Annotated in this window: 10 protein-coding genes; 2 read left to right on the top strand and 8 right to left on the bottom strand. The window is 67.5% G+C overall.

Features of this window, described 5'->3' with window-relative positions:
• Positions 1-98 precede the first annotated feature (98 nt).
• Positions 99-773, bottom strand: a complete 675-nt coding sequence (locus E6C70_RS15430; RefSeq protein ID WP_136425390.1) for a hypothetical protein — start codon at positions 771-773, stop codon at positions 99-101.
• 262 nt (positions 774-1,035) lie between these two features.
• Between E6C70_RS15430 and E6C70_RS15425 the strand changes: the two genes are divergently transcribed.
• Entirely contained in the window at positions 1,036-1,965 is a 930-nt protein-coding gene (locus E6C70_RS15425; protein ID WP_136425389.1) for an N-acetylglucosamine kinase, read from the top strand.
• A gap of 157 nt (positions 1,966-2,122) precedes the next feature.
• Here the strand turns inward: E6C70_RS15425 and E6C70_RS15420 are convergent, their stop codons facing one another.
• The 7 genes from E6C70_RS15420 to E6C70_RS15390 form a co-directional block, all read right to left on the bottom strand.
• Positions 2,123-3,091: an acetylxylan esterase gene (locus E6C70_RS15420; RefSeq protein WP_136425388.1), complete on the bottom strand. Its 969-nt coding sequence runs from the start codon at positions 3,089-3,091 to the stop codon at positions 2,123-2,125.
• Between the two features lie 7 nt (positions 3,092-3,098).
• Complete coding sequence (locus E6C70_RS15415) at positions 3,099-4,871, bottom strand: ABC transporter ATP-binding protein (RefSeq protein WP_136425387.1); 1,773 nt, start codon at positions 4,869-4,871, stop codon at positions 3,099-3,101.
• Positions 4,872-4,944: 73 nt separating this feature from the next.
• Positions 4,945-5,919: a glycoside hydrolase family 113 gene (locus tag E6C70_RS15410; RefSeq protein ID WP_407921044.1), complete on the bottom strand. Its 975-nt coding sequence runs from the start codon at positions 5,917-5,919 to the stop codon at positions 4,945-4,947.
• Positions 5,916-8,411: a glycoside hydrolase family 2 protein gene (locus tag E6C70_RS15405; protein ID WP_235833580.1), complete on the bottom strand. Its 2,496-nt coding sequence runs from the start codon at positions 8,409-8,411 to the stop codon at positions 5,916-5,918. Before E6C70_RS15405 ends, E6C70_RS15410 begins: the two co-directional genes overlap by 4 nt.
• Positions 8,408-9,310, bottom strand: a complete 903-nt coding sequence (locus tag E6C70_RS15400; RefSeq protein WP_136425386.1) for a carbohydrate ABC transporter permease — start codon at positions 9,308-9,310, stop codon at positions 8,408-8,410. Before E6C70_RS15400 ends, E6C70_RS15405 begins: the two co-directional genes overlap by 4 nt.
• Positions 9,307-10,266, bottom strand: coding sequence for a carbohydrate ABC transporter permease (locus E6C70_RS15395; RefSeq protein WP_136425385.1), 960 nt, complete (start codon positions 10,264-10,266; stop codon positions 9,307-9,309). Before E6C70_RS15395 ends, E6C70_RS15400 begins: the two co-directional genes overlap by 4 nt.
• Positions 10,267-10,399: 133 nt before the next feature.
• Entirely contained in the window at positions 10,400-11,689 is a 1,290-nt protein-coding gene (locus E6C70_RS15390; protein WP_136425384.1) for an ABC transporter substrate-binding protein, read from the bottom strand.
• 322 nt (positions 11,690-12,011) lie between these two features.
• On the opposite strand from E6C70_RS15390, the gene E6C70_RS15385 reads away from it, so the two are divergent.
• Positions 12,012-13,100 (top strand): LacI family DNA-binding transcriptional regulator, encoded by a 1,089-nt coding sequence (locus E6C70_RS15385; protein ID WP_235833579.1) that lies wholly within the window; start codon positions 12,012-12,014, stop codon positions 13,098-13,100.
• The last annotated feature ends 37 nt before the right edge of the window (positions 13,101-13,137 follow it).

Below are 13,137 nucleotides of genomic sequence, written 5' to 3'. Positions count from 1 at the left end.
CGTATCGACACCCTCGCACGTGCGGCCGGCGGGTTTCGATACGCGGGCTCCTTCGTCGCTCGCTACTCAACCAGCGCTGGTTGAGAGCAGCGCGCTGCTCAAGCGCCGAAGATCGCGGTGACGATGTCGTGGGTGTAACCGTCCGGCGACGTGTTGAGCCACCAGGTCGCCGACCAGATCCCTTCGCGGATGAAGTGCGATTCGCCGACCGTTCCATTGTCCCCCGGCGTTTCGACGACGCAACGCGTGCCTCCGAGCTCGTCGTAGCAGTTGTAGCCGATCTCCTTCATGTGGGCGATGACGGCACTGCTCTGCTCGGGCGATACGGATGCGATGTTGGTGGTGAGCCCTCCGGCATCGCTGCCTCCACGCGGGTTCGCCCAGACGCAGGTGACCTTGGCCGTGGTCTCGAGCACGCCAACCAGTTCGGCGTCCTTCGACCCGAACCGCACGCCGGACTCCGGGTCGAGCGTCCACGGTGGGTTGAGGACCAGCCCGTGCATCTCGGGAGACCAGTCCTTCGTGTAGATACCGGAGCAGTCGGCGGGGACGACGGGACCGGATGCCGTCGTGGCTGTAGGCAACGGCGTCGGAGCGGCGGTGCCGGACGGCGTCGGGCGGGGGATGCGCGTGCTGGCCGCATCCGCTCCACCGGGCGTGCCCGACATGGCGATGCCGACAGCGAGCGCCACGGCCACCGCAAGGAACACCGCGACGATGACCACCCAGAAGACGGGACGTCTTATCATCGGCGTCGGTGAAGGCGCGGTCATGGCGACAGTGTAGGGGACGGCTGCCCGCGCACGGCAGGGTCGCCGGGGTTCGAGCGGTTGGTCGGCGGTGGTGACGCTCGCCTGCACCAGCGGGAGACGCGGGACCAGTCGGCGGAGATCCGGCGCGCCACGCGGCTCAGACGATCGGGCGCTGCGGCGAGTTGCTCGTGGCGTCCGCCGACCGGGCAGAGCATGCGACCGGGCGTGAGCGCGTACGATCGGGATGCCCGCGCTCTGGGCCGTCAACATCGTCGGGAGACCCATGCCAACCGAATCGTCCGCCCTCGCCGTCGACGCCGGCCAGACCGGTATCAAGGTGCGGCTCGACTCCCCCGGCGCGGACGCGCGGACGTTCGACTTCGGCGGCATCCGCACCGATCGGCCGCTCCTGCCCCAGCTGGCGGGTGTTGTGGTCGCCGTCGCCGAGGAGACCGAGGCGGACTTCGACGTCGTCAGCTTCGGCGTCTCCGGCCTCACCCCCGAGCAGACTAAGCCGCAGGAGTTGCTGTCAGCTCTGCGGCCGTTCCGCGTGCGCGAGGTGCGGCTTACCCATGACTCGATCGGCGCCTACCTCGGCGCCCTCGGCGATCGCCGCGGCGTCGTCGTCGCGTCGGGCACGGGCGTCGTCACGCTCGCGGTCGGTGCATCCGCCGTCGCTCGCGTCGACGGATGGGGCTACCTCATCGGCGATGCCGGAAGCGGGTACTGGATCGGGCGGGCAGCTCTCGACGCTGTCATGCGCGCACACGACGGCCGCGGACCGGCGACCGCGCTCAGCGGCGTCGCCGACGAGGAGTTCGACGACATCGAGGCGGCCTACATCGACCTGCAGTCCGACGACGGGCGGGTTCGGCGCATCGCGCGCTACGCCGCCGTGGTCGGGGAACTCGCGGCGACGGATGGCGTGGCGGCGGCCATCATGGTGGCCGCCGGCCGCGAACTTGCTCATTCGGCGCTGACGGCACTCCGTCGCGTCGGTGAGGACTCGGGGGCGGCCGCCGTTCGCGGCATCGGCGGTGTGTTCAGCTCGCCCGAGCTCGCCCAGGCGTTCGAAGCCGGTGTGCGCGAGGAGCTGCCGGAGGCGGACATCCGTCCCGGTGTCGCCCATCCGCTCGACGGTGTGGCATTGCTGCCGTCCATCGGCGAGGACAACCCGCTGCTGGAGCACATCGCCGTCGCCGCGGCCGGCTGATCGGTCTCGATACGCAGCCTCGGGGCGAGGCGGCCCGAGGCCGGCGAGGGTCTCGATACGCGGCCTCGCTTCGCTCGGGCGCTACTCGACCAGCAAAGCGGCGACCGTTACTCGACCAGCAAGGCGGCGACCGCTACTCGACCAGCAATGCGGCGCGCTACGCGAGCTGCGCCGACAACCACTCGGCCTGCTTCTGCCAGTGGAGCGCCTGTCCGCCCTCGTGCTGGTTGAAGGGGTAGACCTCGATGCTCGCGTCACCCGCCCAGTGGTTGTAGGCCGCGAACACCGTGGACGGCGGGCAGATCGGGTCGAGCAACCCGACCGAGAACAGCGCTGGCGCTGTCGCGCGCTTGGCGAAATTGACGGCATCGAAGTAGGACAGCGTGGTGAAGGTCTGGGCGACGCGATCACGGTGCACGGACAGGTAGGTCACGACCTCCTGGTACGGGTACTCGTTGGTGAGGCCCACTGCGCGCTCGAAGTGGCTGAGGAACGGCACCTCGGGCATCGCACCGATGAGACCGCTGCTGAGCCCGGCGGCCGCGATCGCGATTCCGCCGCCTTGGCTGCCACCGCACACGGCGATGCGACCGGGATCGACCCGTTCGAGCGTGCGGGCGGCGTCGATGAGGCGCACCGCGTCCGTGAACACCCGTCGGTAGTAGAAGTCGTCGGGCCGCTCGATGCCGCGGGTGAGGAAGCCGGGAACGGATGGGCCGGCGCCCGCGGGGTCGGCGCTGTCGCCGCCACCACCCCAGCTGCTGCCCTGCCCGCGGGTGTCCATGAACACGTACGCGTAACCGGATGCCGCCCACGCGAGGCGCTCGTGCGGCAGCCCGCGCCCGCCGCCGTAACCGTTGAACTCAAGGACCGTGGGCAGTCGACCGGCGCTCTCGGACGGGAGGAGCAGCCACGCCGAGATCGGCTGTCCTCCGAAACCCGCGAACCTGACGTCGTAGGCCTCGACCTGCCTCAGCGGGGATGCGACCCGCATCACCGATGGCTCGGTCGGGAATGACCGCGCCTCTGCGAGCGTCCGCGTCCAGAAGGCGTCGAAGTCGTCGGGCTCGGCGACATCCGGCCGGTACGCCTCGAGGTCGGCCAAGGGCATGTCGAAGCGAGCCACCGTGCTCCTATCCGTTCTGCTGAGCGACGAGACCAGCGTAGAGGCCGCCCGATGCCATCAGCTCGTCGTGCGTTCCCAGCTCGGCGACGCGACCGGCGTCGATGTACGCGATGCGGTCGGCCTCCCGGATGGTGGAGAGTCGATGCGCGGCGATGAGCGTCGTGCGGTCGCGGAAGAGCGCCGAGAGCGCCTGCTTCACCTTCGCCTCCGACACGGCATCCAGCGCGCTCGTCGCCTCATCGAGAATCAGGATGCGCGGGTCCCGCACGAGTGCTCGCGCGATTGCAAGTCGCTGCCGTTGACCGCCGGACAGTCGCGTTCCGCGGTCGCCGACCACCGCATCCAGCCCGTCACCGTGCAGGGCAAGGATGTCGAGCGCGTTCGCCTCGCGCAGCGCACCCAGCACCTGACCGTCGGTCACGTCGTCGAGCCCGTAGGCGACGTTCTCGCGGATCGTGCCCTCGAACAGCACCGATCCCTGGGGCACGACCGAGACGAACGCGCGAGCCGTCCGCAGATCCAGGGTGGCCATGTCGACACCGTCGAGCAGAACACGACCTGCGGTGGGACGCACGAATCCGAGCACCATGTTGAGCAGGGTCGACTTGCCCGATCCGCTCGGCCCCACCAGGGCGAGTGTCTCCCCTGAGGCGATGTCGAGCGTGATGTCGTCGACCGCGGGCCGATCGGCATCCGCGAAGGTGAAACTGGCGTCCTGCAGCTGCAGGTGCCCGGACACCGCCTTGACCGTCGCCTTGCCCTCGTTCTCCTCAAGGTCGGGATCCTCCAGCACCTCCGCGATCGAGCGCACCGATTCGAGTCCGCGGGTGAACACCGGTGCGACGTTGAGCAGCCCGATGATGCAGCCGGTCAGCACGGTGAAGTACGTGGAGAGCAGTACGACCTCGCCGGGCGTGATGGGGAGGATGCCAGTGATGGATGCCGCGGCCGCGCCGACGAGACACAGGATGCCGAGCGATTGGTACGAGATCCACGACAGCGCGCCGAATCGCCCGTTGAGCGTGTCGAGTTCGCGTCCCGCATCCCGTACCCGCTCGGCTCGCACCGCCACGCGGTTCGCTGCCACCCCCTCGAGGCCGTGTCCCCGCGTGATCGGCATGAGTGCCGCCATCTCGCCGACGCCGGCGGAGAGGCTCTCGACCTCGCGCCGGAACACCTCGTTGCGCTCACGCGCCCGAGAGCGGATCCATCGCAGCAGCACGACGGCGACCGGCACCGTCACCGCGAAGACGATCACGAATGCCGGGACCTGGATGGCGGTCATGACGATCGCGCCCGTGAGCGATGACGTCGCGGTGAGCACCATCGGGAGGGCCTGCTGCAGGAGCAACTCGAGATTCTCGACGTCGCGCACGACCTTCGTCTGCATGATCGACGAGCTCTGACGGTTGTGGAAGCCGATCGACAGCCGCTGCAGGCGGTCGGTGATCGCGTTCCGCAGTTCGACGGCGAGGGTGCGAGTGACCTCGCTGCTCAGCCGGATGAAGATCATGTGGAACGGATAGTTGAGCGCCAGCAGCACGAGGGCGAGCGCCGCCCAGAGCCAGATGCGTTCCAGCGGGCCGTGGTCGACCACCGTGTCGATGATCGCCGCGGTGATCGACGGCAGCGCCCAGATCGGGCTGTCCTTGACGACGAAGGCGAGCACGGCGAGGAAGAGCCTGCCGCGGGATGGCGCGAGCAGGCGCAGCATCGAGGCGAGCGGCGCACTCTTGTCGATGGCGGCCTCGATGGGCGTCTTCGGATGCGTCGCACCCATGGCGTCTCCTCGGGTCGTTGTGGCGGCGGCCGGGTCAGGCAGCCGAGTCAGGCAGCCGGGTCAGGCAGCCGGGTCAGGCTGGCGGGTCAGGCCGGCGGCGGAGGTAGTGCTCGCGCACCACCGCCTCGGCCTCCTTCGCAAAGACACAGTAGTCGTCGTTGGAGGCGGCTTCGTCAGGCGAGTAGAGGACGGCGGGCCAATCCCACAACATGAAGCCCCGCATCCATTCCCGCTGCTCGCACGCGACGAACATCTCGCGGTAGTAGTCGGCCTGGGCGCGCTCCGATGGGGCGCCCTCGAGCGTCCAGTCGTTCGGTCGCGCCGGAGAGCCCTCGCGGCTGGGGCATCCCGCCTCCATGAAGAAGAACGGCTTGCCTGCCCGCTCGACGACCCCGCCAATGCGATCGAGGTGCTCCGTCCACGTCCCGGTCGGGTAGTAACCGCTCGACGAGATCACGTCGACTGCATCCCACCAGCTGAGCCGGTCCTCCTGGTACTTGTCGCAGTTGTAGGTGATGGGGCCGGAGTAGACCGCGCGCAGCTCCTCGATGAGGGCGCGCCACTCGGCCTCGCGGCCGTCCGCCTGCACCATCTCGCAGCCGATGCAGAACAGCTCGCAACCCTCAGCCTCGGCGATTGCGGCGTAGCGCAGCAGGAACCGCGTGTACGAGGCGAACCACTCGGCCCAGCTCGGCTCGCCCGGCACCGCCTGATCGAAGAAGCCGATGAAGGCCCGCCAGGTGCCGTCCGCGACGTTCACCACCGGCTTCAGGCAGACCTTCATACCGAGAGACTTGGCCTCGCGGATGGCCCAGCGCACCTCGTCATCCGTCACGGTCGGCTGCGCGTCGACGTCGATCTCGGTCGACTGGGCGGTCGCTTGCAGGGCACCGAAAGCGACCGCCGTCCACGTCACGCCGGCCTCGCGCATGAGCCGCATCGAGTCGGCGGCCTCGGGCGTCGACCAGGTGGCGCGGACGCCGGTCCACCCCCACGTCATGCCGCAGATCTGATCGTCGGCGAGCGAGCCGACGGTGGGAGGCGTCACGACCCGGCCACGAGCTGGTTCGCGCACCGCAGTACCTCGGCCCGTGCGAAGGCGTCGGCGGGGATGTCGAGCGAAGACGTGACCGCGAAGGTGACGCTCTCGCCGGGTAGCAGCGTGACGAGCTGGTCGTCGACGGATGCCGCAGCGTCCAACTTGTCGACGAGCAGTGCGACATCCCGCACGAGCTGCCCGGCGGTCACCTTCACGGCGTAGCCGTCCGCCGTGCGTGCGACGTCCGTCGACAGATCGGCCGGCCGGAGTGCCGACTCACGGTACTCCGCGAAGAACCAGAGCGCACGCGTGGAGCCGAGCTCGACCACGAGCACCTCGGACGCCACATCCCCGGCCGTCGCCATGGCACCCGCCAGCGAGACGACTTCGGTGCCGCGGGCGGCGATCGAGACGGACAGCGACTCCACCGCGAGCTCCTCGCCGCTGAACGAGAGCCGGCGGACGAGCGCGTCGCCTGCCCAGGTATCATCCGTGTCGTTGACGAATGCCGCCATCAGGTCACCGTCGCGCGGCTGCACCGTGATGAGCCGATCGGCGTAGGCGTGAGCGAGAGAGAACAGCAACGGCTTCGCCCGTCCGTCCCCGTCGACAGCCGCCCACGACGTCACAGGCCAGCAGTCATTCAACTGCCACACGATGCTGCCCATGCAGTGCGGGCTGATGGAGCGGAAATGCTCGATGCCCACCTGCACGGCGACCGCCTGATTGAGCGACATCGCCCAGTGCCAGTCGTCGAGGTCGTCGGGCAGCGGCAGGTGATCGACGAGTCCGTCGATGAGCTTGACGTTGCCGTCCTGCGCCTTCTGATGCACGAGCATGCCGGGCGACTCGGGCGTGAGCGGAGCATCCGAGATGGATCGCCGCAGCGTGGAGAAGGTGGGCGGCCCCTGCCAGCCGAACTCGCTGACGAACCGCGGCGAGTAGTTGCGGTAGGTCGGGTAGTCCTGGCGGTTCCACTGCTCCCAGAGGTGCACCGAGCCGTGCTCCTCATCGTTCGGGTAGTACTGGGCGTCGGGTGAGAAGGGGCTGCCGGGCGTGTACGGCCGAGTCGGGTCGAGCTCGCCGATGAGTGCAGGCAGCAGCTCGAGGTAGTAGCCGAGGCCCCAGTCGAGACCGCGCAGGCGCTTCTCCCAGCCCCACTCCTGGAAGCCCCAGATGTTCTCGTTGTTGCCGTTCCAGAGCGCGAGGCTCGGGTGGGGCATCAGCCGGGTGATATTGTCGCGCGCCTCGGCCTCGACCTCCGAGCGCATCGGCTCGCCCTCGTCGTAGGCCGCACAGGCGAACAGGAAGTCCTGCCAGGTGAGCACTCCGCGCTCGTCGCACTCGGCGTAGAAGTCGTCGCTCTCATAGATGCCGCCGCCCCACACACGCAGCAGGTTGATGTTGGCCTGCTCCGCCTGCGCGATGCGCGCGGCGTACCGGGCGCGGTCGACGCGGTGCGGGAACGCGTCGTCGGGAATCCAGTTGGCTCCCTTGATGAACACCGGCCGGTCGTTCACGATGAAGGTCATCGGGGTTCCGGATGCGTCGGGCACGGTGTCCAGACGCACCGTCCGGAATCCGACTCGGCCGCTCCAAGAGTCGACGGATCCGTCGTCACCCTCAAGCGTCACGTCGACGTCGTAGAGCGGTTGCTCGCCGTGGCCGCGCGGCCACCAGCGCTCGACGTCATCGAGTGTCACCTCGACGCGCACGAGCGTCTCGCCCGGCGAGATGTCGAGCCGGGCTTCGGCATCCCCCACTGTGGTGACGATGCGCAGAGCACGATCGGGCGCTTCATCGCCCGGGGCTGCTTCGATCTCGACCTCGATCGACACCGACCCCCGTGAGCCGTCGACCGTCGCCGTCGGTCGAACGGCCGCCAGCCGAGCCGTCGACCAGGACTCCAGGCGCACCGGTCGCCAGATGCCCACCGTGGCCGTGTCGATCCCCCAGTCCCAGCCGAAGCTGCAGGCCATCTTTCGGATGGAGTTGTAGGGATGGTGGTTCACGTGCGGGCGGTAGCCCTGCTCGAGGCTCGCGGCATCCGCGTACCGAATGGGAGAGGCGAAGGTGATGACGAGCTCGTTGTCGCCCTCGACGAGCAGCTCGCGCACGTCGAATCGATAGCCGCGGTGCATGTTGCGGGTCTCCCCAACGAGCCGGCCGTTCAGCTCGATGCGCGCCACCGTGTCCAGGCCGTCGAAGACGAGGTCGGTGCGGTCTTTGCCGTCCGCCGCCCACGAGAACGTGGTGCTGTAGCGCCAGTCGCACGCACCGATCCAGGCGACGAGGCGCTCGTTGTCGTCGAGGTAGGGGTCGGGGATGAGGCCCGCCGCGAGCAGGTCGGTGTGGATGCTGCCGGGAACGGTGGCCGCGACCGATCGCCCGGCAACGCCATCCGCGATCGGGCCTCCGACGCCGATCGCCTGCCATCCGTCGTGGAGCGGGGTGCGGGTGATGGCACGGGTCGACGTCGCGGCCGTAGTGGTCGAGGTCACTTGGTGGCTCCCTGGGTGAATCCGTTGTAGATGAACTTCTGGAGGAAGAGGAAGAGGACGAGAGTCGGGATGATGACGATGAGCGCGCCGGCCGAGATGACCTCCCACTGCGAGCCGAACGGTCCTTGAAAGCGGAACAACGACGTGGATATCACCCCGAGTTGCGGGTTGGGCGCGTAGAGGTAGGGCAGGTAGAACTCGTTGTAGATGGCGATGCCCTTGACGATCACCACGGTCGCGATCGCTGGCTTCAGCAGCGGCAGGATCACCCGCCAGTAGATGGTGAATCGGTTGGCGCCGTCGAGCATCGCCGCTTCGTCGACCTCCTTCGGGATCGACTGCATGAACTGGATGAAGATGTAGATGGCGATGATGTCGGTGCCGAGGTTGAGCACGACGAGCGCCCAGAGCGAGTTGAACAGGCCGAGGCCCGCGACGATCTGGAAGGTCGCGACCTGCGTCGTGACGCCGGGCACCAGGGTGGCGATGAGGAAGAGCGCCACCACCACCTTCTTGAAGCGGAAGTCGAAGCGGTCGATCGCGTACGCGGTCATGGTTCCGATGAGGATCGTGCCGACGAGCGAGAGCACCATCACGATGCTCGTGTTGAGGAACCCGAGCGCCATGTTGCCTCGCGTGAACGCGGTGACGTAGTTGGCGAAGTTGAACCAGTTCGACGGCGGGTCGAGTGGGCCGGTGGTGGCGTACTCCTGACGCGTCTTGAACGAGGTCATGAAGATGGCGAACAACGGCAGCACCGTCACGAAGCACGCCACGACGAGGGTGAGGTACTTGAGGAAGCCGAAGAATCCGGATGAGACCTTGTGCGAGGCGGGCGGGACGTAGACCCGGGGGGCCGTGAGGTCGAGGGTGTCGCGGCGGGAGGCGGTGGTGGTCATGAGAGTTCGACCTCCTTGTCGGGCGCGATGCGTCTCTGGATGAACGTGATGACGAGCACGATGATGAGCAGCACCACCGCCATTGCGGAGGCGACGCCCACTTGGCGGAAGGTGAAGGCCCTCTGGATGGTCTCGATGACGAAGGTCGCACTGCCGTTCGCGCCCCCGGTCATGATGAACGGGATCTCGAAGACCGCGAGGCTACCCGAGATCGCCAGGATGAACGACAGGCTGATGATGCGCTTGATGCCGGGCACGATGATGAACCGGAACTGCTGGAAGCGGTTCGCGCCATCGAGCTCCGCCGCCTCGTACAGCTGCGACGGGATCGACTGGATCGCACCGAGGAAGAGCACGAAATTGAGGCCGGTGTAGCGCCACACGGACGTGGCGGCCAAGGAGACGTTGACGGCATCCGGATTCCCGAGCCACTGCGTCGTGAGGCCGCCCGCGCCGACGCCCTTGAGCAGCGCGTCGAGGGTGCCGCCCGGCTGGAAGAAGTAGAGGAACATCAGGCCGATGGCCACACCGTTGATGAGGAACGGGAAGAACAGGATGCCCTTGAACAGGTTGCGGAAGCGGGTGCTGAAACTCAGCAGTGTCGCGAAGTAGAGGGCGAGCGCCATCTGCACGAACGACGCCGCGATGTAGTAGAGGCTCACGAAGAACACCCGGAAGATCTCGGGGTCGGTGAAGATCTCGGCGTAGCTGTCGAAGCCGACGAAGTCCTTCGTCTTGTCGATGCCGTCCCAGTCGGTGAAGCTGTACCAGATCAGGTTCGCCGCCGGCACGTAGGTGAAGGTGATGAGGAGGATCAGGGCCGCCGCCACGAAGAAGTACGGCGTCCACTTCGACTGCCGGATGCCGCGCCGCGGCGCCTTGCCGCTGGCTTCCACCGCGTCGAGTGGCGGCGCTGTCGGGGCGATGCCCCCCGGTGTACCGGTCGTCTGTGTCATGGCTGCTCCCGCTGGTTGTGCTGATCGGGTCGTTGCTGCGCCGCTCGGGCGCGAGGGCGATGGACCGGGTGGGCATCCGTCGTCGGGATGCCCACCCGTTCTGTCACCGGCGGTCAGGCCGTCGGCTCACCGGTCAGGACTTGACCTTGGTGCGAGCGTCAGCCCACTCCTTGTTCAGCTGCGAGAAGTAGGAGTTCATGTCTCCGTCCGCCGCGCCGCGGGCGATGTCGACGAGCTTCTGACGGTACACGTTGCCGAACAGGTCGATCTGGGCCTTGTTGTAGATGTCGGAGTCCAGCGACGGGTTGGCGGCCTTGTCGAGTTCGACGAGCTTGACCTTCGCGTCGGTGAAGTCCTGCAGCGTCGACGGGTTCGGGGCATCGACCTGGGCCGGGATCGCTCCCTGGCTCTGGGCGAAGCCGGAGTCGTTGGTGAACCAGTCGACCCAGGCACGCGCCGCGACCTTGTTCTTCGAGTTGATGTTGATGGCGTTGTTGAAGTCGCCGCCGATGGCCGAGTGGAACTCGCCGTCCTTCTGGTACGGGAACGGCATGTAGCCGATGTCGGCCGGATCGGCTCCAGCATCCTTCGCCGCCTGCTGGAATTGCGAGATGGCCCACGAGCCGAGCACCGCGGTCGCGGCCTTGCCCGATCCGATCAGCGCCTTCGAGCCTTCCCAGGCTGTGGTGGTGGGGTCGTCCTCGCTCAGCTTGTCCTTGACGACGTCGAACAGGAGGGCATCGGTGATGTACTGCTCGGAGCCCTTGCTCCAGGGCGCATCGGACTTGTCACGATCGGTGACGACACCGGTGTCGCCGGAGAAGCCCTGCTGGCCCTGCCAGCTGCCGAGCGGCCATCCGTCCTTGTAGTTCGTGTAGTACGGGATCGCGTCGGTCTTCTCTTTGATGAGCTTGAGGTCGGCGATGAACTCGTCCGGCGTCTTGGGGAGGTCGGTCACGCCGGCCTCCTTCCAGATGCGCTTGTTGTAGAGGATTCCGTTCGCGTTGCCGAACGTGGGCAGGCCGTACTGCTTGCCGTCATAGGACTTGTCGTTGAGGAAGCGGTACTTCTTCTTCATGTCCGAGGTGTCGCCGAGCGGCTCGAAGAACTGCGGCAGCTGGCTGGGGGTGACGGATGCCGGGATGCCGAGCACGTCACCGTAGTCACCGGTCGAGAGGCGCGTGGTGACCTCGCCCTCGTAGTCGGTGATCGCCTCGAACTTGACGTTGACTTTGGGGTACTTCTTCTCGAACGCCTTCTTGTAGTCCTTGAAGGTGGTGTCGACGAGGTCGGTGCGGTTGGTGAGGACGGTGATGTCCCCAGAGGGTTCTCCGCCCGATGCTGAGTTGTTCGACGCCGAACAACCGGTGAGCGCGAGGGCCACCGTGACAACGGCGACTCCGGCGATGTGCTTCCTTGCCATCTCTTGTGCTCCAGTTCAGGTTCAAGTCGACGCTGACTCGTCGTCGACGGTGACGGTGGCGACGCCGGCCGAGGTGCTGTGGCCCGAGCTTCGCGAGAGTGACGCTACCTCGCGGCGTGAGGGAGGTCAAGAGAGAATGTCAACGTTGACATTAATCGATGCGTCATGCAGGTCTATTGCGTCGGTCCCGCACGTTCGGCCTGTATGCAGGCCACTCGGGCAGCGTCCGTCTCCCCGGCTCACAGGGTTCACGCTCCCAAGTTCGGTTCGTTGTCCACGTTGACATGCGCGCGGTGAGCGAATCTCGGTGTACTGTGACTGCGTGATCAAGCCGACGGTGTCTCTCGATGAGCAGGTCGTCGCGCCCATCGAACCGATGAGCGGCGCGGATGCCGGTCCCGCCACGCAGCCTCGGGCGACGTTGGCCGACGTGGGGAAGCTCGCGGGCGTGAGCCCCAAGACGGTTTCGCGGGTGATGCTCGAGAACGGGGCGGTCTCGGCGGAGACCAAGGAGCGGGTGATGGCGGCCGCCCGGGCGCTGCGGTTCCGCCCGAACAACCTCGCGCGGAGTCTGCGTCACGGCAGCGTGACGACCACGGTCGCGTTCGTCATTGGCGATCTCACCAACCCGTTCTATTTCCTCGTCGCCGCCGGCATCGAACGCGAGCTCGCCAAGCACGGACTCATGATGATCCTGGCCGCGACCGACGACGATCCCGGCAGCGAGGCGCGCGTGGTGGAGACCCTCCTCAAGCAGCGGGTGCGCGCGCTGCTGATGGTGCCGATCGCATCCGACCAGTCCTACCTGGAAGGCGAGCGGCAACTCGGCACCCCCGTCATCTTCATCGACCGGCCGGCCAAGAACCTCGTTGCCGACTCCGTCGTCCTGCAGAACTTCGAGGGGACGGCCGATGCGGTGCGGGCGCTCACCGCGGCCGGCCATCGACGCATCGCGTTCATCTGCAGCCCCGCCGGGCTGTACACCCACCAGCAGCGCCTGGCCGGCTACCGTCAGGCGCTCCGCGAGGTGGGCGTCACCGACACCGCGCCGTGGGAGCGCCTGGAGGAGGTCGGCGGTCCGAGCGCGGCCGAGTCCGTCGAGAGCCTCCTCGCCATGGACGAGCCGCCGACCGCCATCGTGGCCGGCAACAATAAGGCGAGCTCGGGCGTCATACACGCGCTTCGCGGGCATCCAGACGAGATCGCCTTCGTCGGCTTCGACGACTTCGAGCTCGCGGATGCCGCCGGCATCAGCGTCATCGCCTACGACCCGGCCGAGCTCGGTCGTCGGGCCGCGCGACTGGCGGTCTCGAGGTTGCAGGACCCGATCGGGCCGCCCCAGCACGTCGAGATCCCCACTCACCTCATCGCGCGCGGATCCGGCGAGATCCCCGCGCCTTCCGTGGGTTGACCGCATTACTCCACCCACCTGCTCGATCAAACGAGCC

The sequence above is a fragment of the Orlajensenia flava genome (genome assembly GCF_004801905.1).
Taxonomy (GTDB): Bacteria; Actinomycetota; Actinomycetes; order Actinomycetales; family Microbacteriaceae; genus Orlajensenia; species Orlajensenia flava.
The sequence above is the reverse complement of the archived record's forward strand: the minus strand, read 5'-3'. Positions and strand labels throughout refer to the sequence as shown.